Here is a 25,974-nt window from a genome sequence, read left to right on the forward strand (position 1 = left end):
GAAACGGCCGGGTCGTTTTCGGACCTGAAACTTTAGGGGGTCACTTTCATGTCCACTGGCATGTCCACTGGAAAGCAGCTGGCAGGGCTGCTCCTGCTCACCACCGCGCTGACGTTCCCGGGGGCGGCCATCGCCCAGGGTTCCGTCGGAGCGCCGAACACCGGTGCAGAGGGCAGTGCCCCGACCGATCCCAACGCCGACGAGAACCTCGTCGACCAGGTCCAGGGCGTCGACAACGAGCCCGTCGAGGACACCTACGAGGAGCCCGACATCTCGATCCCGGGCGGCGGCGGCGACATCATCGTCACCGGCCGGCGCATCCGCGACGTGACCCGCTCCTCGACGCAGGTCATCTCGGTCCTGACCAACGAGCAGATCGCCCGTACCGGCGAAGGCGACATCGCGGGCGCGCTCGGCCGCGTCACCGGCCTTTCGGTGCAGGGCAACGGCTTCGTCTATGTCCGCGGCCTCGGCGACCGCTATTCGCTCGCGCTGCTCAACGGCCTTCCGCTGCCATCGCCGCAGCCGCTCAGCCGCGTGGTCCCGCTCGACATCTTCCCGACGAACATCGTCGCGTCCTCGCTGGTCCAGAAGACCTACTCGGCCAACTTCCCCGGCGAATTCGGCGGCGGCGTGATCAACCTCACCACCCGCGCGGTTCCGGAGGAATCGTTCGTCAAGATCAGCGCCGGGATCAGCGGCGACACCGAGACGACGGGTGGCGACGGCCTGGCCTACTACGGTTCGGAGCTCGATTTCCTGGGCTTCGACGACGGCACCCGCGACGTGCCGCCCGCGCTGCAGGCGTTCCTCGACAGCGGCGCACGCATGTCGGACCTCGGCGTCGACCAGCAGGCGATCGCCAAGGACCTCATCAACCCGCAACTCGTCGTGATGCAGAAGATCCCGAATCTGCCGCCGAACTGGTCGGCCTCGATCACGGCGGGCACCGCGTTCGACGTGGGCGACGGTCGCCTCGGCGTGATCGCGACGGCATCGGTCAGCAACAAGTGGCGCAATCGCTTCGTCACGCAGCAGACCGCGGCGAACGTCGACCTCGACCTCGACACCGATTTCCGCAACGTGCTGACCGACAACCGCATCCTGGTGAACGCCCTTCTCGGCTTCGGCCTCGAAATCGGCGAGCACAAGTTCCGCTGGACCAACCTCTACATCCGCGACACGCTCAAGCAGTCGTCGCTTTCGGTCGGCGAAGATTTCCAGGACGACCGCTCGAAGCAGATCCAGGACACCGCCTGGTACGAGCGCCAGCTGCTCGACACGCAGTTCGTGGGCGAGATGGAATTCGGCGATTTCGACGTCGACCTGCGCGCCGGTTACGCGCAGACGCAGCGCGAGGCACCCTACGAGTACCAGTTCGAGTACGTTCGCACGAACAACCCGAACGACCCGACCGGCGATCTTTTCCTCAACGTGCTCGATCGCCAGCGCGGCAACGCGAGCGTGACGTTCTCGGAACTGAAGGAAGACCTCTACTACGGCGGCATCGACTTCAGCTACCCGCTGACCGACTGGCTGCGCGCGACGGTGGGCTATGCCTATACCGACACCAGCCGCTATTCGGAACGTCGCCAGTTCTTCTTCGACGCCTCGACCGACTTCGAGGACGGCGTCGGCTCGCTGATGCCGCTCTACCTGCTCGGCGACGCGATCATCGAGTACTACGACATCGGCCTGATCGAGACGACGCAGGCCGACCCGGCGTTCCAGGCCGACCTCGAGATCCATGCCGGCTACGGCCAGGTGCGCATCGAGCCGGGCAGCGGGATCACCGTCGACCTCGGCGTTCGCTACGAGGATGCCAAGCAGTCGGTCGATCCGGTCGAGGTCTTCGCGGTCCCGATCAACTCGGCCAGCTCGACCCAGATTGCCAACGACTACTTCCTGCCCGCCGGTACGCTGACCGTCGAGTTCGGCGACGGCTTCCAGGCGCGTCTTTCGGGATCGAAGACCATCGCGCGGCCCCAGTTCCGCGAGCTGATCTTCCAGACCTACTACGATCCCGACACCAACCGGCAGTTCAACGGTAACCCGCTGCTGCAGGATTCGGAACTGATCAACGGCGAAGCGCGGATCGAGTATTACTGGGGTTCGGGCCAGAAGTTCAGCCTGGCTGGTTTCTACAAGGACATCGACAACCCGATCGAGGCGTACTCGAGCTTCTCGGACAACGAGCGGATCACCAGCTTCGCCAACGCTCCGAAAGCCACGCTCTACGGTGCGGAGGTCGATCTCCAGTACAACTACGATCTCTACGACTGGGGCGGCTGGTTCGACACCAAGCGGCTCGTAGTGGTGGCCAACTACACCTACACCAAGTCCGAGATCAAGGTCGGCGACGGCGACACCACCTTCGTCTTCCCCGGCGGCGAGCGTCCGGCGACCGACTTCTTCATCGACGGCGTCCCGCTCACCGGCCAGTCCGACCACATCGTCAACCTGCAGCTCGGCGTCGAGGACCTCGACCGGCTGCAGCAGTTCACCGTCCTGCTCTCCTACGCCAGCAAGCGCGTGACGAGCCGCGGCACGAGCGGACTGCCCGACATCATCGAGAATCCGGGCCTGCGCCTCGACTTCGTCGCCCGCGAGGAAGTCAATTTCATGGGGCAGCCGATCGAGCTGAAGTTCGAGGCGCGCAACATCACCGGGCGCGACCACTTCGAATACCAGTCGAACGGCACCACCCGGATCGAGATCAACTCCTACGACGTCGGAACGTCCTTCTCGGCTTCGGCCTCGATCGAGTTCTGACCCGGACGGGAGGGACCTGCCCTCCCCAGACACCTTGAGGCCCGGTCACTCCTCGGGAGCGGCCGGGCCTTCCTGTTGGGATGGGTAGCGGAGAGCGCCGGGCAGGCCGCGGCCGCCTTCGCTGTTCAGGCGACGTCGGACCTGGCTTCGGCGACCTGGTCGAACACGTAGCCGAGCGAGCGCACGGTGCGCAGCGGGTTGCCGGCTCCGGCAGAGCGCAGCGCGCGACGCAGGCGGCCGATCCAGACATCGACGGTCCGCTCGTCCACCGGCGGTTCCTGCTTGCCGAGGGCGGCGATCAACTGTGCCCGGGTGAAGACGCGGCCCGGATGCTCCGCGAAGTAGCGCAGGAGGCGGAATTCGTTGGGCATGAGCGAGATCGGCTTGTCCTGCCAGCGCGCCTGGAAGGCGGCGAGGTCGATGGTCAGGTCGCCATGCCGCACCGCCTTGAGCGCGCTGCCCGGCTCGCGGTCGAGCACCTTGACCGAAAGCACCCGGTCGAGGAGCGCCGTCCGGTCGATCGGGCCGATCATGTAATCGTCGGCGCCGGTCCTGAGCGCTCGGCGCTTGTCCTCGGCGTCGTCCTCCTCGAGGATCATGGTGATATGCGCCTGCGCGGTCAGCGGGTCGCTGCGCAGCCGCCGGACGAGTTCGAGGCCCGAAATGTCGGGAAGCACCCAGTCGACGAAAGCCCAGAGCGATCCTTCGAGCAGCGGAAGTTCGGCAAGGCTGTCCCACATGTGAAAGACGAGCTGCATCTCGCCGTGTTCGAACGGCGCGATTCCGCCCTCGGGCTCTCTCGTCAGTAGGATGTCGATATGATGCATCGCCGCCCCGGTCCCCGGTGATGCCCGCTTGTGCATCGGGTACATGACGGAAAGGTGACGGATCGATGACCGATGCGTGAAACATTGCACAAAGGCGTGCTCCTTATCCACAGTTGTCACCGAACCGCCTTCAATTTGTCATCGGTTCGACACCCGCGCCCCGTACCCGCGAGCCTGAGACAGGCAAAAGCGAGTGCGCCATGCTCGACAAGGACCGCGCCGGACTGGCCGAACAGGCCCTCAGGGCCGCATCGGGAAGCGATTTTCCCAAGTGGCTCGACCTTCCGGAACCCAAGTCGTTTCGACCCAAGCGGAAGTACCGGACGGTGTGGATATCGGATGTCCACCTCGGCACGCGCGGCTGCAACGCCGGGATGCTCGTCGATTTCCTGCGATCGATCGAATGCGAGACGCTCTACCTCGTCGGCGACATCGTCGACGGCTGGCGGTTGCGCAAGGGCTGGTACTGGCCCGACGCACACAACGAGGTCGTCCGCCGCATCCTGAAGATGGCCCACCGCGGCACGCGCGTCGTGTTCATCGCCGGCAACCATGACGAGGTGCTGCGCGACTATGCGGGGATGACCTTCGGGGGCGTCGAACTCGCGCTAGAATCGGTCCACGTGACCGCGGACGGACGGCAGCTGCTGGTCACCCACGGCGACGCCTTCGACGGGGTGGTGCTCTACGCGCGCTGGCTCGCCTTCCTGGGCGATGCCGCCTACGGCCTGCTGCTGCGCTCAAACATCTGGTTCAACGCGATCCGCCGCCGGCTGAAAATGCCGTACTGGTCGCTCTCCGCCTACATGAAGAAGCGCGTCAAGAACGCGGTGCAGTTCATCTCCAGCTTCGAGGAAGCCGTCGCGCACGAGGCGGTGACGCGCGGGCTCGACGGAATCGTCTGCGGCCACATCCACAGCGCCGAAATCCGCGAGATCGCTGGCATCACCTATTACAACGACGGCGACTGGGTCGAAAGCTGCACCGCGCTGGTCGAGGATGCGCACGGCGCGATCACGATCGTCGACTGGGCCCGGGTGACCGCCGAGAGCGAAGCGCAGCGCGCCGTCGAGAAAGCCGCCATGGATGCGGCATTGAAGGAACCGGCCGAATGAGACTCGCCCTCGCCACCGATGCGTGGTTCCCGCAGGTCAACGGCGTCGTCCGCAGCCTTTCGGCGACGGTCGCCGAACTCGACCGGCGCGGCTACGAAGTCGAGCTGGTTACCCCGCAGCGGTTCCTGACGGTGCCGATGCCCGGCTATCCCTCGATACGGCTGGCGATGGCGCCGCGTTTCGGGCTGCGCCGCATGCTCGACGCCTACGAGCCCGACATCGTGCACATCGCCACCGAAGGCCCCATCGGCTGGAGCGCGCGCGGCTGGTGCCTGTCGCGCGGCGTGCCCTTTACCAGCGCCTTCCACACCCGTTTCCCCGACTACGCCAGTGTCCGCACCGGGATCAGCGCCGAACGGTTCTGGCCGATCATGCGGCGGTTCCACGGGCCGAGCCGGGCAGTCCTCGTCTCGACCGAGAGCCTGTCGCAGGAACTGGCCGCGCGCGGCATCGCGCATACCAGGCGCTGGAGCCGGGGCATCGATCACTGGCTGTTCCGTCCCGGCGGCGACCTGCACGAGGCGATGGCCAAGCTGCCCCGTCCGATCCTGCTCAACGTCGGCCGCGTCGCGCCCGAGAAGAACATCGAGGCTTTCCTCGATGCCGAGGTCGAGGGCAGCAAGGTCGTGGTGGGCGACGGTCCCGCGCTCGACGAACTGCGCCGGCGGTACCCGGACGTGCATTTCCTCGGCTCGCTCTCTGGCGAGGAGCTGGCGGCGGCCTATCGCACTGCGGACTGCTTCGTCTTCCCGAGCCTCACCGACACCTTCGGCCTGGTGGTCATCGAGGCGCTGGCGAGCGGCGTGCCCGTCGCGGCCTACCCGGTGACGGGTCCGATCGACATCCTCGGCCCCGGGGGACGCGGCGCTGACGGTGCGCTGGCACGGCCCGCCGCAGCGGTGGGCGAGGACCTCGCGACCTCGATCCGCACGGCGCTCACGCTCGACCGCGATGCGGCGGCGGCGCTGGGCAGGCAGTACAGCTGGGAAAACGCGACCGAGCAGTTCCTCGACGCGGTCGAGGGCGCACTGGCCGATCACCGCGCCGGCCAGGTCCTCGAGCCCGCCTGAAGCGCGACCGGCGGGGAAAGCCCCGCCGGCGCTCATCCGAACGTCAGGACACGTCCATCGCGTAACCGGCGGCCCGCACGGTGCGGATGGGATCGACTTCGCCGGGGCGATTGATCGCCTTGCGCAGGCGCCGGATGTGGACATCGACGGTCCGCTCGTCGATGTCCGAATCCATGCCCCAGACGCCGTCGAGGATCTGCTGGCGCGAAAGGACGCGGTTGGGCCGTTCCATGAAATAGGTGAGCAGCCGGAACTCGGTGGGGCCGAGGTGCAGCGCCTCGCCTGCCCGGCGCACGCGGTGCGATGCCGGGTCGAGCTCGATCTCGCCGAAGCGCAGCGAATTGCCCGCCAGCGACGGGCGGCTGCGGCGCAGCAGCGCCTCGACCCGCGCCATCAGCTCGCGCGTCGAGAACGGCTTGGTCACGTAGTCGTCCGCCCCGGTCTTCAGGCCCCGGATGCGGTCTTCCTCCTCGCCGCGGGCGGTGAGGATGAGGATCGGGATGCGTTCGGTTTCCTTGTCCTTGCGGATCTGGCGGCAGACCTCGATGCCGGGAACCTGCTCGATCATCCAGTCGAGGATGATGGCGTCGGGTTCCTGCTCGCGCACCATGACGAGGGCTTCCTCGCCGTCACCGGTACTGCGGACCTCATAGCCTTCGGCACTGAGGTTCCAGGTGAGCAGGTCGCAAAGCGCGCTGTCGTCTTCAACGACCAGTATCGAGGGGTTCATCCGGTTCCTCATCGTAGGTGTCGGGTATATCGCGATCTGAATGATGATATTCCCCGGTGGCGGCGAAGTAGACCATCTCGGCGACATTCGTCGCATGGTCGCCCACACGTTCGAGGTTGCGCGCCACGAACAGGAGTTGCGCCGCGCTGGAGATCGTTGCGGGATTTTCCATCATGTAGGTGACGAGATTGCGGAAGATCGAGTTGTAGAGGTTGTCGACCTTCTCGTCGCGATCGATCACCTCGACCGCGAGCAGCGCATCGCGCGCGCCATAGGCATTGAGCACGTCGCGGACCATCGACTGCGCGATCTCGGCCATCACCGGAATCAGCGCCAGCGGCTTGATCCGCGCCCGCCCCTCGACCTCCCGCACGCGCTTGGCGATGTTCTTCGAATAGTCGCCGATGCGCTCGATGACGCCAGAGATCTTGAGCGCGGCGATGACCTCGCGCAGGTCGTCAGCCATCGGCGCGCGCAGGGCGATGATCTTGACCGCCAGCCTGTCGACCTCGGCCTCGAGCGCGTCGATCCGCGCGTCGTTGTTGACGACCTGCCGGGCAAGGTCGTGATCGTGGCGGGTCAGGGCATCGACCGCGTCGCGGATGGCGACTTCGGCCAGCCCGCCCATCTCGGCGATGAGGCCGCGAAGCTGACTGATCTCGTTTTCGAAAGACTTGACTGTATGATCGACCATTCGCGCGTCCCCCTCAGCCGTAACGGCCGGTGATGTAATCCTTCGTCCGCTCTTGCTGCGGATTGGTGAAGAGATCCGACGTATCACCATACTCGACCATCTTGCCGAGATGGAAGAAGGCGGTCTTCTGGGACACGCGCGCCGCCTGCTGCATGGAGTGGGTGACGATGACGATCGCGTAACGCTCCTTTAGCTCGTCGATCAGTTCCTCGATGCGCGCGGTGGCGATCGGGTCCAGCGCGGAGCACGGCTCGTCCATCAGGATGACTTCGGGGCTGACCGCGATGGCGCGCGCGATGCACAGCCGCTGCTGCTGGCCGCCCGAAAGTGCTGTGCCCGCGTCCGAAAGGCGGTCCCTGACCTCTTCCCAGAGGCCGGCGCGCGACAGCGACTTCTCGACGATTTCGTCCATCTCGGCCTTGCCCGCGGCAACACCGTGGATACGCGGGCCGTAGGCAACATTCTCGTAGATCGACTTGGGAAATGGGTTGGGCTTCTGGAAGACCATCCCGACGCGGGCGCGAAGCTGCACCGGGTCCATCCTCGAGATGTCCTCACCGTCGAGGTCGATCTCGCCGGTCACCCGCGCGATGGGGATCGTGTCGTTCATCCGGTTCAGCGAGCGCAGGAACGTCGACTTCCCGCAGCCCGACGGGCCGATGAAGGCGGTCACGTGGCCGGTGTCGATGTCGATCGACACATCGTCGATGGCCTGCTTCGCGCCGTAATACACGTCGACGTTGCGCGCGCTCATTTTGGGAGTGTCGGTCATGTCCTACCAGCGAACCTCGAACTTGTTGCGCAAATAGATGGCAAGGCCGTTCATGGCCAGAAGGAAGACCAGCAGCACGATGATCGCCGCCGACGTGTTCTGGACGAACGCGCGGTCGATCTCGTCCGACCACAGGAATATCTGCATCGGCAGGACGCTGGCCGGGTCGGTTATGCCATCGGGCGGAGTGGCGATGAAGGCGCGCATGCCGATCATCAGCAGCGGCGCGGTCTCGCCAAGCGCGCGCGCCATGCCGATGATCGTGCCGGTCAGGATGCCGGGCAGCGCCAGCGGAAGCACGTGGTGGAACACGGTCTGCACCGGGCTCGCCCCCACGGCGAGTGCCGCGTCGCGGATCGAGGGCGGCACCGCCTTGATCGCGTTGCGGCCCGAGATGACGATGACCGGCATCGTCATCAGCGCCAGCGTGAGACCGCCGACGAGCGGGGCCGAGCGCGGCAGGCCGAAGGTATTGATGAACACCGCTAGGCCGAGCAGGCCGAAGATGATCGAGGGCACCGCCGCCAGGTTGTTGATCGAAACCTCGACAAGGTCGATCCACCTGTTCTTGGGCGCGAACTCCTCGAGGTAGATCGCCGAGAGCACGCCGAGCGGGAACGACAGAGCCAGCGTCACCGCCATCGTCAGCAACGATCCCTTGAGCGCGCCCCAGATGCCGGCGGTCGACGCGTCGGTCGAGTCCGAACCCGTCAGGAACTCCCAGTCGAGCCCGCCCAGCCCGTTCTTCAGCATGATGACGAGCAGCAGCACGAGAAACGACAGCGACAGCACGATCGCGCCGAGGCCGAGCAGGCGAAAACGCCTTTCCGCCTTGTTCCGGCGCGCGATTCGGCGCGCCATCTGCTCCGTGTCCCAGACGCTATTCATAGGCTTCCCTGAACCGCTTCACGACGCGCAGCGCGATGATGTTGAGGATGAGGGTGACAACGAACAGGACAAGGCCGAGCGCGAAGGCGGAAAGCGTCTTGGCGCTGTCGAATTCCTGGTCGCCGGTCAGAAGCTGCACGATCTGGTAGGTCACCGTCGTCATGCTCTCCAGCGGGTCGACCGAGAGGTTGGCGGCAGCGCCCGCGGCCATGACGACGATCATCGTCTCGCCGATGGCGCGGCTGATCGCCAGCATCACGCCTGCAACGATGCCAGGCAGCGCGGCGGGAATCAGCACCTTCTTGATCGTCTCGGACTGGGTCGCGCCCATCGCCAGCGAGCCGTCGCGCATCGACTGCGGCACCGCCGCGATGCTGTCGTCCGCCATCGAGGAGACGAACGGGATGATCATCACGCCCATCACCAGCCCGGCGGCAAGCGCGCTTTCGGTCGAGGGGTTCTGGTACCCGGCCGACGCGGCGAGGTCGCGGATCATCGGAGCGACGGTCAGCGCGGCGAAATAGCCATAGACGACGGTCGGCACGCCCGCGAGGATCTCGAGAGCGGGCTTGAGCCACTTGCGCACGCGCAGGTCGGCGTACTGGGTCAGGTAGATCGCGCTCATCAGGCCGAGCGGGATGGCGACGATCATCGCGATGACCGCGCCGATGTAGAGCGTGCCCCAGAACAGCGGGATCGCTCCGAAGCTGTCCCCCATGTCCGGCCCGGTGGCGTTGGCCGGCGACCAGTGCGTGCCGAGCAGGAAGTCGATCGGGGAGACCTCGGCGAAAAACAGCCCGGTCTCGTAGACCAGCGAAGCGACGATGCCAAAGGTCGTCAGGATAGCGACGAGCGAGGCGACGAGCAGCACGAGCATGACCCCGCGCTCGACCCGCGTTCGGGCGGGAAAGGCCGCCTTGATCCGCGTGTAGGCATAGGCCCCGCCGATGAACCCGAAGAGCAGCACCACGATCGCGCCATAGATGTCGTAGCGGGTCTGTGCCTCGCGCATCGGTTCGGCCAGCTGGACCGACAGGGGATTGAAGAAGCCGGCGTCGGGGTTGTTGGCAAGGTTGCGCGCTTCGCCCAGGACGGTGGCGCGCTCCATCGGGGATTCGGGAAGCTGCGCCGCTGCCGGATCCTGCAGCACCGCGTTCTCGATCAGGCCCGGTTCGATGGAGAGCCAGACCCCCCAGGCGGCCAGCGCCGGGACGATCGTCCACAGCGCCATGTGCCAGCCGTGGTAGTTGGGCGTGGCGGCCAGCGAACCGCGCCCGGTATACATCAGGCGCGCCCGCCCCCTGGCCACGAACCAGCCGACGAGGCCGAGCGCGACCAGAAGGATCAGGACGAAAGTCATGCCGGGCGCGCGCCGTGCCTCACTTCAGGTCTTCGGCAGAGATCGTCGTCATGTTGGCGATGACTTCGGCGTTGCGCGCGCGAACGTCCTCGGGAGCGATGACCATGCCCTTCTGCTTGAGGTATCCGTCCGGTCCCCAGGCATTGGGCCATTCGCGAACGAACGCCTCGAGACCCTTGATCGGCCCCATGTGCGCCTTCTTGACGTAGATATAGAGCGGACGCGCGCCCGGATAGCTGAAGTCCGAGATCGTTTCGTAGGTCGGCTCGATCCCGGACATCGGAATGCCCTTCAGCGTATCCATGTTCTCCTCGAGGAAGGAGAAGCCGAACACGCCGACCGCCCTGGGGTTCTGCGAGATCTTCTGGACGATCAGGTTGTCGTTCTCGCCCGAATCGACATAGGCACCGTCCTCCCGGATCTGCGTGCAGATCGCTTCGTGACGGTCCTCGTCGCTCTCCTTGAGCCTGACCATTTCGGGATTGGAATCGCAACCCTTGGCGAGGATCAGTTCCTCGAGCGCGTCGCGCGTGCCCGAGGTCGACGGCGGGCCGTAGACGAGAATGGGGATGTTCGGCAGCGACGGATCGACGTCGTTCCAGTTCTTCGCCGTGTTCGGCTCGCCATAGGGATTGGCGGCCAGCGCCTCGTAGACGTGCTGCGGCGTGAGTTCGATGTCGGGTCCGCCCTGCGCTTCGCCGAAGGCGATCCCGTCGATGCCGATCTGGATCTCGACGATATCGTTGACGCCGTTGGCCTGGCACTGTTCGAACTCGGAAAGCTTCATCCGGCGAGAGGCATTCTCGACGTCCGGGTGCGCCGATCCGATGCCCGCGCAGAACAGCTTCATGCCGCCGCCGGTGCCCGTCGATTCGATGACCGGCGATTTTCCGCCCTGCTTGCCGACCTGCTCCGCAACCGCGGTCGCGAAAGGATAGACGGTGGAGGAGCCGACGGCGCGCACGAAATCGCGCGGACCTTCGGACGAGCCGCCGCCCGAACCGCCGCACGCCGCAAGGCTGGCCGACAGCAACGCGGCAACGCCCAGAGACTTAAAGGATTTCATTGAAAGGATACCCCCGTAGGCTTGTGGGCGCATTATTGGCAGTCTGTGACATTGCCATGACACCCCTTTCGCGCGAACCGAAGGGCAGTTTCCACCCCGCGAATCGCGACCCGTTCAGTGCCTGCTCCCGATAGTCGCAGACGGCTCAGAAATCGACCTGCGCGCGCATCCCGAATGCATCGACGGCATAGGATCGCGAACCGGCAGGGTTCGGATAGACGGCACCGTCGTATTCGATGTGGCCGTAATCCAGCATCAGGCGCGTCCATGCGGTCGGCGTCCAGATCAGCGATATCTCGTAACCGTTCTGCGTGCCGCCGGAGATGCCTGCATCGACAAGGTCGAGGTAATCGTAGCGCACATTGACCTGGATCGCGCCGATGCCGCCCTCGCCCACCGGATTTTCGGGCTTCACCCGGTCGAACACGCCCGGCTTGTAGCCACGGCGGTCACCGCGCGTCAGGAAGTAGCCCGCCTCGACATAGGCACCGAAAAAGGTCGGGTCGGCGAAGTCTGCGATACGGTCGGTTCTCTGCCAGGATGCTTCGGAAGCGACATGGAACGGACCGGCGATGGCCGCCGCTTCGAGCCCGTATCCGGTTTCGGCGAGAGCAAGGAGCGCCCCGGTATCGACGAAGCGCGTGCCGGTGAAGTGGACCATCGGTCGCTGGCGATAGCGCACGCTGTTGACGTCGGAGTCCTGGGCGATGTCCGTGTAATGGACGGACGCACCGAAGTGCAGTTGGGCATTACCGAATTTCGGCATCACCACGACGCGGCCGTCCGCACCCCAGTTGCCGTTCGGCAGGTCCTCGAAATTGTCGGTGAAGAGGCCGCCCTGGACGAGCACGATGCCTGCCTCGTACTGCGCCGAAAGACCGACGCGGCGCTCGAACCCGAATGCATCGGTAAAGGCGGCGCGTTCCATGAAGCTGTTCGACAGGCTGCTGGTAAGTTCGTCGAGACCCTGGAAATTGTTGTGCTGGCCGGCGGTCAGCTTCACGTCACCCGATTTGTAGGTCAGGATGCCGTCAGTGATCTGCGCATCGGCACCGGCGAAATCGACCTCGAACTTGTAGCCGAAGCCTCCCGGCATCGTTCCCTCGACTCCAAGCCGGGCGCGGCGCACCTCGTTGGCGAAACCGTCGGCCACCCGTTCGGAATCGAAGGCATCGATGAATCCGGCATCGAACTGCAGGCGACCGCGCGGCTTGAAGCTCCAGCCGTCGCTCGTCGCGATTTTCGGCGCGCCCTTCCACTCGACCTTCTCGGGACGGGCAGGCACGGCGGCAGCCGCCTCGGCGATCGCCTGCGCGCTTGCAGCGGTCTGGGCGGCGCGGGCGGTTTCGGCCTTTGCTGCGCCAAGTTCGCCTTCGAGCTGCTCGATGCGGTCGGCCATCCGCTCCATCTGTGCGCGCATCTGCGCCAGTTCGGCCCGGATCGCCTCTGCATCGGACGCCTGCGCATACGCGGGTGTGCCGATGCCGAGGGAGATGGCGACGATGCCGGTCGAGCGGAAGAGAAACGTAGCCGGGCGCGAAGCTTTGTGAAGGTAATGTGACATTTCGCCGACGCCAGTATGACTGTCAGATGACGTATTTATGACACCCGTATCGAAACCGGTCCGAGGTCAGTTTTTCCGAAGCGGCAGCATCATCGAGGCGGTCGTCCCCTTGCCGGGGCGGCTGGCGATATCGAACCTGCCGCGGTGGCGCTCGACGATGTGCTTGACGATCGACAGGCCGAGGCCGGTGCCGCCCGCCGCGCGGCTGCGGCTGGTATCGGCGCGGTAGAATCGCTCGGTCAGGCGCGGGAGGTGCTCGGGAGCGATTCCCGGCCCTTCGTCGCGGACGGCAACGAGCAGCCAGCCGGTCGCGGTAGCCTCGAGGGTGACGGTGACAGGCCCCCCCGCTTTCCCGTACTTTCGGCCGTTGTCCATGAGGTTGCGCAGAACCTGCGCGAGCTGCCCCCTGTCGCCGGAAATTTCGGCGCTGTCGCAGTTGGCCTCGACCCTGATCTCGGTACCGTCGCGGAATTCGCCCGCCGTCTCGCGCGCGACGACGACCATGTCGACGGTGTCCGAAGGAACCTCGTGCTTGATCGCCTCGATCCGCGACAGCGACATCAGATCCTCGACCAGCGCCTGCATGCGCTGCGCCTCGTGCCGGATGGTCTTGAGGAACTTCTCGCGCGTCGCCTCGTCGCCGCCCGCGCGCGTATCGAGCAGCGTCTCGACATAACCGAACACGGCGGCGAGCGGGGTACGCAGCTCGTGGCTGGCATTGGCGACGAAATCGGCATGTGCGCGCGCCACCGAGACCTGGACCGAAAGATCGTAGAGGCTGATCAGGCGCTCATCGTTACCGAGCACGAAGACATCGATCTCCCACTCGCTGCCGCCGACCGAGAGGCCGCTGACGTTGGCGGTGCCGCCGGTATCGCTCATGATCACGGCAACGGCATCGGGATCGCGGATAGCGATGCGCACGTCCTGCCCCGCGATGTGCGCGCCGAGCAGCGCCTTGGCCGCCGCATTGGCAAAGCTGACCTGCCCGTTGGAAACGGTTAGCGCGGGCGTGCGCAAGTGTTCGAGGAGCTGGACGCCTTCGAGAGCCATGGCCCGCTCATAGGGCGCGGGATTGCAAAGTGAAAGCGTCGTCACGCGACTGTCGGCAGACGGTCACCTTCGCGCGCCGGCACGGCTTGCGGCCAGTCGGGAAAGGGAACTAGCGCCCGTCGCCGCCCGTTGTTATGCTGCATCTGCGAGCATGCCGCCGCAGCCGGATCGGGAGTCCATCCACATGACGCCAGGCGCCATCGCCGCCCGATGATCAGTTTCACAGCCGATCGCCTGCTTCTCTTCGGCGCCACGGGCGACCTGGCCCAGCGCATGCTGCTCCCCTCGCTCGCCGCGCTCGACGTTGACGAGCTGATCCACCCCGACCTCGAGATCATCGGCACCGCGCGGTCGGAACTCGACGACCAGGGTTTCCGCAATTTCGCACGTGAGGCGCTCGAGAAGTTCCTGCCTGCCGACCGGCGCGGCAGCATGGCGACGTTTCTCAACCGCCTGACCTACCAGCCCGTCGATGCCTCGACGCTCGAGGGGTACGAAGCGCTGGCAAGGAAGGTCGGCGAGCCGAAGGAGGGCCTCGCGATCTTCCTGTCGACCGCGCCCAGCCTGTTCGAACCGACGATCCAGGGCCTCAAGCATGGCGGCCTTGCTGGCGAGAAGGTGCGCATCGGCCTCGAAAAGCCGCTCGGCATAGATCTCGGGTCGAGCTGCGTCATCAACGATGCGGTCGCCACCGCCTTCCCGGAGCGTCGCACGTACCGGATCGACCATTACCTCGGCAAGGAAACGGTCCAGAACCTCCTCGCGCTGCGCTTTGCGAACCTGATGTTCGAACCGCTGTGGAATTCGACCCACATCGATCACGTCCAGATCACGGTCGCCGAAACCGTCGGGCTGGAAGGCCGTGTCGGCTTCTACGACGAGGCCGGCGCGCTGCGCGACATGGTGCAGAACCACATGCTCCAGCTTCTCGCGCTCGTCGCGATGGAGCCGCCGGTCAGCTACGATGCCACCGCGGTTCGCGACGAGAAGGTCAAGGTCCTGCGCTCGCTGCGCAAGGTCACCGCCGCAGAGACCGTCACCGGACAGTACCGCGCGGGCGCGATCAAGGGCGAGCCGGTGCCGGGCTACGACGAGGAGCTGGGCCGCGATTCGGACACCGAGACCTTCGTCGCGATCAAGGCGCACATCGACAACTGGCGGTGGAAGGGCGTGCCTTTCTACCTGCGCACCGGCAAGCGGCTGCCCCATCGCACGACCGAGATCGTCGTGCAGTTCCGCTGCGTGCCGCACTCGATCTTCTCCGGGCGCGGCGCGAGGAGCGAGCCCAACCGGCTGGTCATCGGCATCCAGCCGGAGGAGAACATCTCGCTGTCGCTGATGGCCAAGGTGCCGGGGCTCGACCGCGAAGGCATCCGCCTGCGCGCCGTACCGCTCGACATCGCCATGCCCGATGCCTTCGCCGGACCGCAGCGGCGCATCGCCTACGAACGTCTGCTGCTCGACCTGATCGAGGGAGACCAGACGCTGTTCGTCCGCCGCGACGAGGTCGAGGCGCAGTGGGACTGGGTCGATGCGATCCGGGCAAGCTGGGAGGAACAGGGCCAGACACCGAAGACTTACACTGCCGGAAGCTGGGGACCGTCCGCCGCGATCGCGCTTGCCGAGCGCGACGGCGTCACCTGGCACGAATAGCGCCCGCATCTCCCGCAAGCGGACATGCGCGGCGCGGCAGAGGGCACAGGAGTAACGCCGATGAGCAACCTCGATCCACGGATCGCCCGCGTCACCGAGCGCATCGCCGCGCGTTCGCGCGACAGCCGGCAGGCCTACCTCGACCTGATGGACCGCGAGGGCGACCGGCATGCCGACCGCAACGCCGTGCTGCCCTGCTCGAACCTCGCGCACGGATTCGCCGCCGCCGGCGAGGACAAGGAATCGATCGCTTTCCGTCGCGGCCCCAACATCGGCATCATCACCGCCTACAACGACACGATCTCGGCGCACCAGCCCTACGGGCGCTACCCCGAGCCGATGAAGCTCTACGCGCGCGAGATCGGGGCGACCGCGCAGGTCGCCGGCGCGACCCCGGCGATGTGCGACGGGGTGACGCAAGGCGCGGACGGCATGGAACTTTCGCTGTTCAGCCGCGACGTCATCGCGCTTGCCGCCGCTGTCGGCCTGAGCCACGCGATGTACGATGCGGTCGCGCTGCTCGGCATCTGCGACAAGATCGTGCCCGGCCTGCTGATCGGCGCGCTGCGTTTCGGCCACCTGCCCGCGCTGTTCGTGCCCTCCGGCCCGATGCCGTCGGGCATCGCCAACAAGGAGAAGCAGCGCGTCCGCCAGCTCTACGCCGAGGGCAAGGCGACGCGCGACGAGCTGCTGGAAAGCGAATCGAAAAGCTACCACTCGCCCGGCACCTGCACCTTCTACGGCACCGCCAATTCCAACCAGATGATGATGGAGTTGATGGGGCTGCACATTCCCGGCGCCGCCTTCGTCCCGCCCGACACGCCGCTGCGCCGCGAACTGACCCGCGCCGCCGTACATCGCCTCGCCGCGATGGGCCGCGACGGCAATGACTATCGCCCGCTCGCTCGCCTCGTCGACGAAAAGGCCATCGTCAACGCCGCGGTCGGCCTGCTCGCGACCGGCGGATCGACCAACCACGCGATCCACATCCCCGCCTTCGCGCGCGCGGCGGGCGTGCTCATCGACTGGCAGGACATGGCCGAACTGAGCCGGGCCGTGCCGCTCCTTTGCCGCGTCTATCCCAACGGTTCGGGCGACGTGAACCACTTTCACGCCGCCGGCGGCATCGGCTTCGTCGTGCGCGAACTGTCGGGCGCGGGGCTGATCCACGACGATGTCGTGACCGTCTCGGAAGGCGGCATGGGCGACTACGCGAAGGAGCCGGTACTTAAGGACGAGAAGCTTTGCTGGACCCCCTCGCCCGACAGTCCCGGCGACGAAGCGATGCTCGGCTCGGTCGCAAAGCCGTTCATGGCGGACGGCGGCATGCGGCTCGTCGAAGGCAATCTCGGTCGCGCCTGCTTCAAGACCAGCGCGGTCGAACCCGAGCGCTGGACGATCGAGGCGCCGTGCCGCGTGTTCGAGACCCAGGAAGCCGTGGCGCGCGCATTCGCTGCAGGCGAACTCGACCGCGACGTGATTGTCGTCGTGCGCTTCCAGGGGCCGCGCGCCAACGGCATGCCCGAACTTCACAAGCTGACCCCGCCGCTAGGCGTGCTGCAGGACCGGGGCTACAAGGTCGCGCTCGTCACCGATGGCCGCATGTCTGGCGCGAGCGGCAAGGTCCCAGCCGCGATCCACGTCACGCCCGAGGCGCTCGCTGACGCAGACGGAAACTGGGGTCCTCTCGCCTTCCTGCGCGACGGCGACGTCGTGCGCCTTTCCGCCGAGGAAGGCACGCTCGCCACCACCGCCGACCTTGCGGGCCGCGAGCCGTTCCCCGCCCCCGTACCTGCGCAGGGCATGGGACGCGAGCTGTTCGCGATGTTCCGCGCCAACGCGGGCGGCGCCGAGCAGGGCGGGTCCTCGATGCTCGAACTCGCAGGGCTTTGAGGATGGATCTCGTCGCGCTCGATATCGGCGGCACCAACGCGAGGTTTGCCGTCGCCACGATCGGCGGGAACGGGGAAATCGCGCTCGACGAGCCGATTACCCTGCCGACGAGCGATTACGTCAGCCTGCAAACCGCCTGGCAGGAATTCGCCAAACGGCTCGGCAGGGAGCCGCCGAAGCATGCCGCCATCGCCATCGCCGGACCGGTGACGGGCGAAACGGTGCGAATGACCAACAACAGCTGGACGATCCGGACCCACGCGCTCGACGAGCAGCTCGGCCTCGAGACATTCACCGTCCTCAACGATTTCGCCGCCGTCGCGCATGCCGTGGCGCGCGTACCAGACAGCGAGTTCTGCCACCTCGCCGGCCCCGATACACCGCTGCCGAAAGAGGGCACGATCAGCGTGATCGGCCCCGGTACCGGCCTCGGCGTCGCGCATTTCCACCGCTTCGAGGGCGGCTACCACGTTCAGGCGACCGAGGGCGGGCACATCGACTTCGCTCCCGTCGACGCAGTCGACGACGCGATCCTGGCCCGCCTGCGCAGCCGCCACCGCCGCGTTTCGGTGGAGCGCATCGTGTCCGGTCCGGGGATCGTCGACATCTACCACTCCCTCGCCGCGCTCGAGCGCAAGTCGGTCGCCGAACTCGACGACCGCACGATCTGGCAGCAGGGCGTCGGCAACGAGGACCCGCTGGCGGCGGCGGCGGTGGAACGGTTCTGCCTCTCGCTCGGCAGCGCGGCGGGCGACTACGCGCTTGCCCACGGCGCGGGCGGCGTCGCCATCGCCGGCGGCCTCGGCTACCGCATCCGCAACACGCTGCGCCAGTCGGGCTTTGCCGAGCGGTTCCGCTTCAAGGGCCGCTACGAACAGATGATGGCGGGCATTCCCGTCAGGCTCATCACTCACCCGCAGCCGGGCCTGTTCGGCGCGGCCGCCGCCTTCGCGAAGGAGCACGCATCGTGAACGATACCGCAAACGGGATCGAGGCCATCATGCGCATGGCGCCGGTCATCCCGGTCCTCGTCATCGACGACGCCGACCATGCGCTGCCGATCGCACGGGCGCTCGTCGCGGGCGGACTGCGCGTGCTGGAAGTCACGCTGCGCACCGATGCCGCGCTCGACGCGATCAAGGCGATGAAAGAGGTCGATGGCGCGGTTGTCGGCGCGGGCACGGTTCTGTCCCCCGACGACCTCGACGACGTGATCGAGGCCGGGGCCGAATTCGTCGTCTCGCCGGGGCTGACGACTAATCTTGCCCGCGCGGTCCACGACGCCGAACTGCCGTTCCTGCCCGGCGTAGCAACGGCAGGCGACATCATGCGCGGGCTCGACGAGGGGCTCGACCGTTTCAAGTTCTTCCCGGCCGAGGCTTCGGGCGGCATCGCCGCGCTGAAAGCCATCGCCGCGCCTTTCGGCAAGGCGCGCTTCTGCCCCACTGGCGGCATCACCCAGGCCTCCGCGCCCGACTGGCTGGCGCTCGACGCCGTGCTCTGCGTCGGCGGAAGCTGGATCGTGCCCAAGGGGCCGCCGGACACCGCCGCGATCGAGAAAGCGGCGCGCGCCGCTTCGGGGCTGGGCGCATGAGCGGGGTCGCCGCCCTTGTCGAGCGCCTGCAGGACCTGCACGCACGCACCGCCGAAACGCCGCTGTTCAACCCCGTCTTCCAGCTCGCGCTCGAGCTGTCGCGCAAGCTCGAAAGCGGCGAGCTCACGCTTGACGATATCGCCGGATATGTCGACGAGATGGAGGCCGAGGGCCTGCGCGCCCGCGCCGCGCGGCTCGACCGGATGCTCTCTCCGGTGGCGCCCGGCGCGAACGAGGCGAAGCTGCGCGCGCTCGCGACCGAGGAGGATTTCGCCGCCTTCGCCGCGCACTGGCAGCGCCCCCACGCCCACATCGTCTTCACCGCCCACCCGACCTTCCTGCTCAGCCGCGCCCAGCGCGATGCCGTCGCCGCCGCCGCATCGAGCGGAAACGGCGGCAGCGAGACGATCGAGGTTCCCGAACACCAGCGCGACGCGATCACGCTCGACTACGAGCACGATGCCGCAATGGCCGCCATCGAACGCGCGCAGGACGCCCGCGACCGGGTCAACGGCCTGCTTTTCCGGGAAGCGGCGGGCAAGTGGCCGAAGCGATGGAAGAGCCTTCAGCCGATGCCGGTGCGCTTCGCCACCTGGGTCGGCTACGACATGGACGGGCGCACCGACATCGGCTGGTCCACCTCGATCCGCTACCGCCTCGACGAGAAGGCGCGGCGACTTTCGCGCTATGCCGCGGCGCTGAAGGGCATGGAGCCCGAGATTGCCGAGCGGCTCGAGCGAGCGGCAAACCATACCCGCGACATGGCCGATCGCTTCGCCGGTGACCTGACCGCGCCCGACGATCTTTCAGCCGCCGCCAACGCGCTGACCGCCGACCATCCCGACAAGCTGACCAGCCTCGGCCCGACGATCTCGGAGCTGGAGAACGAGGCCAGGCTTGCCGGGCCGGACACCGCCCGCGATCTCCTGACACTGGCCGCCGCGATGCGCGCCGATGGCCTCGGCATGGGCTGGATTCACTTCCGCGTGAACAGCTCGCAGCTCCAGAACGCGATCCGCCGCCGCATCGACCCGGAAGGCAAGCTCTCGCTTTCCAGCCAGGCCGCGCTCGTCAAGATGCGCGAGCTACTGGCCGAAGCGAAGCCGCTGCATTCGAATTTCGCTGCGCTCGCCATCGAGAACAGCACCGCGATCCGGCAATTCCTGGCGATGGCGCAGATCGTCCACCACATCGACGGCGATGCGCCGATCCGCATGCTTGTCGCCGAATGCGAGCAGCCCTCGACCGTGCTGGCCGCGCTCTATTTCGCACGCCTGTTCGGGATCGAGGAGAACGTCGACGTCTCCCCGCTGTTCGAGACCGAGACCGCGCTGGAGCATGGTGGGCGGTTTCTCGACGCGCTGCTGTCCGAGGATGCCTACCGCGACTATGCCAGGAAGCGCGGACGCATCTCGATCCAGACCGGATTTTCGGATGCGGGCCGCTTCGTCGGGCAGATCCCGGCGGCGCTCGCCATCGAGCGGCTGCAGGGCCGCATGGCCGAAGCGATGGTGGCGAACGGCCTGACCGACGTATCGGCGCTCATCTTCAACACCCACGGCGAGAGCATGGGGCGCGGCGCGCATCCATCGTCTTTCGAGGATAGGCTCGCATGGCCGATGTCGCCGTGGGCGCGGCGACGGTTCGTGCGCGCGGGGATCAGGCTCGAACCCGAAGTGTCGTTCCAGGGCGGCGATGGCTACCTCTGGTTCGGCTCGCCCGAACTGGCCTTCGCAACGCTCACCCGCTTTGCCGAGATGCCGCCGTGCGCCGCCGACCCGTCGGTCCCCACCGACCTGTTCTATCGGCGCACCGACCTCAGTCTCGATCTCTACCGCGCGATCCGGGGCGTGCAGCAGGATTTCCTGCACAGCCGCACCTATTCGCGCGCGGTCACCGCGTTCGGCCTCGGCATGCTCAACGATACCGGGAGCCGCAAGTCGCGCCGCCAGTCGGACCTTGCCGCCGACCGCGAGATGAGCCTGCGGCAGATCCGGGCGATCCCCCACAATGCCGTGCTCCAGCAACTGGGCTACCCCGTGAACCTGATCGCCGGGGTCGGCACCGCGGCAGAGGGCAACCAGGAGGAGATCGCCGGCCTGCTGCGCGACAGCGAGCGCGGGCGGCAGATCGTGAGGCTGGTGCGCGCGGCCAACGCGCTCGCCTCGATCAAGACGGTCGCGGCCTACGGCGAACTGTTCAACTCTGCCTACTGGGCGAGCCGCCCCTATCGCGGCAACGAGCAGCACATTTCGGACGCCTGCCTGACGCTGGCCGAATACCTTACCAAGGACGACCGCACCGGCGTCTTCCGCCGCCTCGCCTCCCGCCTTCGCGTCGATGCGCTCAAGCTTCACCGCCTGCTCGCGCTCATTCCCGACGAGGCGCCGATGCCCGAGCGCGAACAGACCAGGCGCAGCCTGGGCGTTCTCCAATCGCTGCGGCTGGCGCTTCTCAAGCACATGTTCCTGCGCGCCGTGATGGTGCCGCCGTTCAGCCGGGCCAACGACATCAGCCGCGACGACGTGCTGGAGATGTTCTTCACGCTGCGCACCGAAGACGCGCTGGCCCAGCTGCGCCGCGCCTTTCCGACGAGCTTCCCGCGTATCGAGGATTTCAGCGTCGACCTGCCCTCGGACTACCCGGACAGCGATGCGGCGGGATATGCCGCGATCCATCGCGACTTCATAGAGCCGATCGACCGCGCCCACGCCTTGGGCCTGCGCATCACCACCGCCATCGCCAACGAGTTCGGCGCGCACGGGTAAACCGGGCCCGATTAGCGCCGTTAACTTTTGCTGGCAGCCAGTCCCGCGATGAAACGGCGGGGCACGGCGCTCTGGCGACTCGCGCCGTTAGGCACGATGTTGTATTCTCGCAATTTACCGGAAACGAGTTCGAGTCTCTGCCATGTCCTTTCCCGTCAACGGAAGAGCCCTTCTCGCCCTGACCTTCACGGGCCTTGCCGCGACCGCCGCCATCATGCTTTCGCAGGATCCGCCCGACCGCTCGGTCGACCTGGCCGGACAGCAGGTCGCGATGGAAAGCGAAGGAACCGCACAGGCGCTTCCCGGCATCAACGAGGCGAATGCCGCCGAGGCCGTTGCCGCGCAGCAGCCGGACCTCAACGACCCCTTCGTGGTCAAGCGCATCCTGCCGATCGACGGACCGATCAGATACGGCGAGTGGCACTGGGACGAGACCGGCGTTCCCGATGGCCCCATCGTCATCACCGTCGATCTCGAGGCGCGGGTCCTCTCGATCTTCCGCGACGGGCACGAGATCGGCGCCACTGCCGTCCTGCTCGGCACCGAGGAAAAGCCTACGCCGACCGGCGTATTCCCGATCACGCAGAAGAAGAAGGATCACGTCTCGAACCTCTACGGTGCGGAGATGCCCTATATGCAGCGGCTGACCGACGACGGCATCTCGCTTCACGGCAGCCAGGTCGAGTGGGGCTATGCCAGCCACGGCTGCATCGGAATGCCCGAACCGTTCGCTGCAAAAGTGTTTGAAAAGACCAAGTTAGGCGACCGGGTGTTTATTACTCGCGGCAAGATGGTCGGTTTGGGCGATTCACTGGTCGATTCCTGATCGTAAATGATGCATGGTGCATTCTGCCGAAGACGGTAATCCCGGCCCCCCTTCGATAAGCACGGGATTTTCTTTCGGAGCGAACGCCGGAAGAGCCGGGGAAGCAATCCAGGGTAAATTACGGGCCACCCTGGATTGCTTCGCCCCAGCTTTCTTAAGTTAAATCACGAACTTGTTCGCCTCTTCGGCGCTCTGGTCATGGCCCAGCCAGCGGGCGTGGGCCGCACCACGAGATCGGCGATGGAGGCAGGTCCACCGGCTACGAGCGCCTCGAAGACTCGGGCGACGGTTCCGCCGCGCGGAGGATCGCCCCCCAGGTCCCCGACCATTCGTGACAGGACGCGCAGCGCCACTGCCTTCGGGGCCTGCGGCCGGTAGACCAGCGCAATGCCGTCGCGGCGGACGCATTCGCGCCACTCGCGCCGCGCGGCCCATTCGATCGCCGCATCGGCATCGGCAAGGTTCGCGGCACAATCCGCCACCGCCGAAACGTCGAGCCAGTCGGCACCGGCCAGCGCCTTGCGCAGCCGCGCCCGGTCGAAGCGGTCATCCGCGTTCGACGGGTCTGCCGCTGCCCGGATTGCGGCGCTCTCGACGATCCCCGCAAGCTCCTCCCGACGCCAGTCGAGGAGCGGACGCACGAGCAGGTGTGCGGTTCCGGGGACGGCGGTGCGCCCGCGCGTTCCGGCAAGCCCCGCCACCCCGCTCCCCCGGTTCAGCCGAAGGAGCAGCGTCTCGGCCTGATCGTCGGCATGATGCCCGGTGGCAAGCGCCGCGAGTTCGCGCCGCATGAGCCATTCGCCGAGCGCTACATAGCGCGCCGCCCGCGCCTGCGACTGCAGGTTGCCCTCCGCCACCGTCACCGCGAGGATTTCGTGCGGAATGCCGAGGTCACCGCACAGCACCGCGGCCTGCCGGGCCTCGTCCGCGCTTTCGGCACGCAGCCCGTGATCGACGGTCGCTGCCTCGACCCGGCCGGGCAGGCAGGCCGCTGCGAGCAAGAGGAGGGCGGTGCTGTCCGGCCCGAACGACAACGCGATCCCGATCCGCGCGTGCGGATCGGCGACTTCGGGCCAGACCGACGCAAGCGAGGCAGCGAAGCGCCCGGCCTGCTCCGTCGTCACTCCCGGAACGTCATCCCGAACAGTCGAGCCCGGAGCGGGTGGCATCGTAGAGCCCCTGCAGGCGTCCTGCCGCCTCGGCAGCGTAGCTTTCGCTGAATTCGGCGAGTGCGATGCAGGCGCGGTTGGTGTCGCCCAGCCGCTTCATCGACACGGCCAGGTAGAGCAGGCTGTCGGGCGCACGGCCAGCCCGCTTGTCGGCCTGGTAGTTCTGGAGGAACCATTTCGCCGCCTCGCGCGCGTCCCCGGCATCGAGGTATGCGCGGCCGAGCAGGTTGCGACCCCAGCTCGCGCGCCAGTGATCGGGGTACTTGTCGACGAAGATCTTCAGCTGCTGCTGCGCTTCGGGATAGAACCCGGCCTCCCACAGGCGGAAGCCGTAGCTGTAGGAATCGTCCGCCGGATCGTCGGTCGAGGGCCGCGCGACCGCGCTGACCGCCTCGACCCTGCCGGACGAAGGCGTCGCCGCAGCGGGGGCGGGACGGGCCGCCGCCGAGGCGCCGCCGCTCATCGCGTCGAGGTTGCTTTGCGCCGCGGGTGGGGGAGCCGCGGCCGGCGTTGGCGTGGCGGCAGCCGTCGTCGCGGCTTCGGTTCCCGCCGCGACGCTTGCCGGGGCGGCGACCGGAGTTGCCGGGCCGAGGCGCGTTTCCATCTGCGCGATGCGGTTGGTGTTTTCCTCGACCTGACCGGTCAGCCGCGCCATCTGCGCCTCGAGCGCGTCCATGCGCGTCAGGATATCGGTAACCGCCGAAGTGCTGGCCGGCGGAGTGTTCCCGCCCGAGGACTGCGCGGTGATCTCGGGCTCGAAGAAGCGTCCGTCGGCGCCGGGGAAGACCTTGCGCTGGAGAGCGCGCACTTCGGCCTCGAGCTTGCGGATGCGCGCCTCGTCGCCCGATTGCGCCTGCACCGGCACACCTGTTCCGGCGACCGCGAGCGCGGCGAGAGCCAGCGTTGCGGAGCGGAAGCTGCGGCGTCCGTTCGGTCTTGTCATGCTCTTCGAATTCCTCCCTCGGCGTGGTGTGCGATCCGAACGTGCCAAATCGCGCCGAAACCCCCGATTAACCAGTTTTGCCCTGAAACCGATTGCCCAATGCTCCGGCCCTTGTCGAGGCCCGGTCACTCGGAATCGGTGGAATCTTCATCGTCTGCGCCCGGTATCGGCTGGACCACCGGTATCGACGTGGTTCGCGGCGAAGGCTGCTGCGCCGCTTCCGCCGCCGCCTTGGGGCGCGGCGACGATGGCGCCTTCGGAGCAGGCGATGGAGCCTTCCTCGCCGCCGGCGAGGGCGACGGAGATGGCGATGGCCGGGCTTCCTGCGCCGGTGCCTGGCTCGGCGTCGTCGCGGGAGCGGTGTCGCCAGCCGCAGGGGCGCTGTCCTCGCGCGCCAGCAGCGCGGCAGCGGTGACCGGCCTGTCCTTTATCGTCACCGGTCCGTCGGCGAGCCTCGGGACACGCCGTCCGCCGACTGTGATCTGCAGCGCGTCGGGACGTGCGGTCCAGATTTGCGGACCCTCCGCATCGGCAGGGACCGTATAGCTTTCGCCTTGCGCCATCTGCTTCTGCATCAGCTGGTCGCCGTTCGCGTCGTAGAACTTCACCCAGATGTTCGGTTCGAGCGCAGTGAAGACTACCGGCTGCGATGCGGCCGCAGCGGCGAAATCGTCCGGCGCGTCGGAAGCAGCCGCGCTCTCGACCACAACGACATCCTCCGCCTCGGGTCCCGGCAGTTCGCCGGCGGGGGAAAGGAAGCTTCGCCAGAAAACGTAGATCAGTGCGATGACGACAAGGCCTGCGATGGCCGCGATCCACGCGAGGCCGCCTCCCGGAACGCGTGCCGGGTCGCCCGGCTCAAAGGTCTCTGCGTGCCGTCGTTCCTCGCGGAAATCGCCTGCGGCAAGCTCGTCCCGTACGCTGTCGGCAACGGCATCCTCGTCGACCCCCACCGCGCGCGCGTAGGTGCGCGAGAAGCCGATCGCGTAGGTCTTGCCCGGCAGGTCCTCGAAGCGATCTTCCTCGATCGAGATGAGGTGCCGCTCCGCGATTTTCGTCTGGGCCGCTATGTCCTCGCGGCTGAGCCCGGCGGCTTCGCGCGCGCGGCGAAGACGCGAGCCGGTCGACTCGAGTTGCAGTTCTTCAGGCTCTGATACTGTTTCGTCCATTCCGCTCCCGCCCGGAAATGGTGCATTGGCGACCGCGCGCAGACAACG

At 66.9% G+C, this 25,974-nt stretch carries 21 protein-coding genes; 9 read left to right on the plus strand and 12 right to left on the minus strand.

The window, feature by feature from the left end; genetic code table 11:
* Positions 1–60: 60 nt before the first annotated feature.
* Positions 61–2,772 (plus strand): TonB-dependent receptor domain-containing protein, encoded by a 2,712-nt coding sequence (locus FHS75_RS12320; protein ID WP_179408132.1) that lies wholly within the window; start codon positions 61–63, stop codon positions 2,770–2,772.
* 125 nt (positions 2,773–2,897) lie between these two features.
* Here FHS75_RS12320 and FHS75_RS12325 read toward each other — a convergent pair whose 3' ends face one another.
* The gene (locus tag FHS75_RS12325; protein ID WP_179407987.1) at positions 2,898–3,599 is read right to left on the minus strand and encodes a response regulator transcription factor; all 702 of its coding nucleotides are present in this window, start codon (positions 3,597–3,599) and stop codon (positions 2,898–2,900) included.
* Between the two features lie 200 nt (positions 3,600–3,799).
* On the opposite strand from FHS75_RS12325, the gene FHS75_RS12330 reads away from it, so the two are divergent.
* Positions 3,800–4,714, plus strand: coding sequence for a UDP-2,3-diacylglucosamine diphosphatase (locus FHS75_RS12330; protein ID WP_179407988.1), 915 nt, complete (start codon positions 3,800–3,802; stop codon positions 4,712–4,714).
* A complete protein-coding gene (locus FHS75_RS12335) occupies positions 4,711–5,784 on the plus strand; it encodes a glycosyltransferase family 4 protein (protein ID WP_179407989.1) in 1,074 nt (357 codons plus the stop codon). Before FHS75_RS12330 ends, FHS75_RS12335 begins: the two co-directional genes overlap by 4 nt.
* A gap of 43 nt (positions 5,785–5,827) precedes the next feature.
* Here the strand turns inward: FHS75_RS12335 and phoB are convergent, their stop codons facing one another.
* The 8 genes from phoB to FHS75_RS12375 all read right to left on the minus strand — a co-directional run bounded on the left by phoB (position 5,828) and on the right by FHS75_RS12375 (position 13,911).
* Positions 5,828–6,514 carry a phosphate regulon transcriptional regulator PhoB gene (gene phoB / locus FHS75_RS12340; protein ID WP_179407990.1) on the minus strand — a complete coding sequence of 229 codons (687 nt, stop codon included), beginning with the start codon at positions 6,512–6,514 and terminating at the stop codon, positions 5,828–5,830.
* Positions 6,489–7,208, minus strand: a complete 720-nt coding sequence (phoU, locus tag FHS75_RS12345) for a phosphate signaling complex protein PhoU (RefSeq protein ID WP_179407991.1) — start codon at positions 7,206–7,208, stop codon at positions 6,489–6,491. Before phoU ends, phoB begins: the two co-directional genes overlap by 26 nt.
* Before the next feature lie 13 nt (positions 7,209–7,221).
* Positions 7,222–7,980: a phosphate ABC transporter ATP-binding protein PstB gene (pstB, locus tag FHS75_RS12350; RefSeq protein ID WP_179407992.1), complete on the minus strand. Its 759-nt coding sequence runs from the start codon at positions 7,978–7,980 to the stop codon at positions 7,222–7,224.
* Positions 7,981–7,983: 3 nt separating this feature from the next.
* Positions 7,984–8,868, minus strand: a complete 885-nt coding sequence (gene pstA, locus FHS75_RS12355) for a phosphate ABC transporter permease PstA (protein WP_229735586.1) — start codon at positions 8,866–8,868, stop codon at positions 7,984–7,986.
* The gene (gene pstC / locus FHS75_RS12360; protein ID WP_179407993.1) at positions 8,861–10,228 is read right to left on the minus strand and encodes a phosphate ABC transporter permease subunit PstC; all 1,368 of its coding nucleotides are present in this window, start codon (positions 10,226–10,228) and stop codon (positions 8,861–8,863) included. The genes pstA and pstC overlap by 8 nt, the downstream gene beginning before the upstream one ends.
* A gap of 19 nt (positions 10,229–10,247) precedes the next feature.
* Positions 10,248–11,294 carry a substrate-binding domain-containing protein gene (locus FHS75_RS12365; protein WP_179407994.1) on the minus strand — a complete coding sequence of 349 codons (1,047 nt, stop codon included), beginning with the start codon at positions 11,292–11,294 and terminating at the stop codon, positions 10,248–10,250.
* 145 nt (positions 11,295–11,439) lie between these two features.
* Positions 11,440–12,858 (minus strand): porin, encoded by a 1,419-nt coding sequence (locus FHS75_RS12370; protein ID WP_179407995.1) that lies wholly within the window; start codon positions 12,856–12,858, stop codon positions 11,440–11,442.
* A 66-nt stretch (positions 12,859–12,924) separates the two neighbouring features.
* Positions 12,925–13,911 carry a sensor histidine kinase gene (locus FHS75_RS12375; protein ID WP_179407996.1) on the minus strand — a complete coding sequence of 329 codons (987 nt, stop codon included), beginning with the start codon at positions 13,909–13,911 and terminating at the stop codon, positions 12,925–12,927.
* A 210-nt stretch (positions 13,912–14,121) separates the two neighbouring features.
* On the opposite strand from FHS75_RS12375, the gene zwf reads away from it, so the two are divergent.
* From zwf to FHS75_RS12405, 6 genes are all read left to right on the plus strand, one after another.
* Complete coding sequence (zwf, locus tag FHS75_RS12380) at positions 14,122–15,564, plus strand: glucose-6-phosphate dehydrogenase (protein ID WP_179407997.1); 1,443 nt, start codon at positions 14,122–14,124, stop codon at positions 15,562–15,564.
* Between the two features lie 60 nt (positions 15,565–15,624).
* A complete protein-coding gene (edd, locus tag FHS75_RS12385; RefSeq protein ID WP_179407998.1) occupies positions 15,625–17,457 on the plus strand; it encodes a phosphogluconate dehydratase in 1,833 nt (610 codons plus the stop codon).
* 2 nt (positions 17,458–17,459) lie between these two features.
* Positions 17,460–18,428 carry a glucokinase gene (gene glk, locus FHS75_RS12390; protein WP_179407999.1) on the plus strand — a complete coding sequence of 323 codons (969 nt, stop codon included), beginning with the start codon at positions 17,460–17,462 and terminating at the stop codon, positions 18,426–18,428.
* The gene (eda, locus tag FHS75_RS12395; protein WP_179408000.1) at positions 18,425–19,051 is read left to right on the plus strand and encodes a bifunctional 4-hydroxy-2-oxoglutarate aldolase/2-dehydro-3-deoxy-phosphogluconate aldolase; all 627 of its coding nucleotides are present in this window, start codon (positions 18,425–18,427) and stop codon (positions 19,049–19,051) included. Before glk ends, eda begins: the two co-directional genes overlap by 4 nt.
* Positions 19,048–21,819 carry a phosphoenolpyruvate carboxylase gene (locus FHS75_RS12400; protein WP_179408001.1) on the plus strand — a complete coding sequence of 924 codons (2,772 nt, stop codon included), beginning with the start codon at positions 19,048–19,050 and terminating at the stop codon, positions 21,817–21,819. The genes eda and FHS75_RS12400 overlap by 4 nt, the downstream gene beginning before the upstream one ends.
* A gap of 142 nt (positions 21,820–21,961) precedes the next feature.
* On the plus strand, positions 21,962–22,645 hold the full coding sequence (locus tag FHS75_RS12405) for a L,D-transpeptidase family protein (RefSeq protein ID WP_229735588.1): 684 nt from the start codon (positions 21,962–21,964) through the stop codon (positions 22,643–22,645).
* 164 nt (positions 22,646–22,809) lie between these two features.
* On the opposite strand, the gene tilS is transcribed toward FHS75_RS12405, so the two are convergent.
* The 3 genes from tilS to FHS75_RS12420 form a co-directional block, all read right to left on the minus strand.
* Positions 22,810–23,814 (minus strand): tRNA lysidine(34) synthetase TilS, encoded by a 1,005-nt coding sequence (gene tilS / locus FHS75_RS12410; protein WP_179408002.1) that lies wholly within the window; start codon positions 23,812–23,814, stop codon positions 22,810–22,812.
* Positions 23,780–24,757: a tetratricopeptide repeat protein gene (locus FHS75_RS12415; RefSeq protein ID WP_179408003.1), complete on the minus strand. Its 978-nt coding sequence runs from the start codon at positions 24,755–24,757 to the stop codon at positions 23,780–23,782. The genes tilS and FHS75_RS12415 overlap by 35 nt, the downstream gene beginning before the upstream one ends.
* Positions 24,758–24,882: 125 nt before the next feature.
* Positions 24,883–25,926 carry a helix-turn-helix domain-containing protein gene (locus FHS75_RS12420; protein ID WP_179408004.1) on the minus strand — a complete coding sequence of 348 codons (1,044 nt, stop codon included), beginning with the start codon at positions 25,924–25,926 and terminating at the stop codon, positions 24,883–24,885.
* Between the last annotated feature and the right edge of the window lie 48 nt (positions 25,927–25,974).

This window comes from Novosphingobium marinum, assembly GCF_013408095.1.
Lineage (GTDB): Bacteria > Pseudomonadota > Alphaproteobacteria > Sphingomonadales > Sphingomonadaceae > Novosphingobium > Novosphingobium marinum.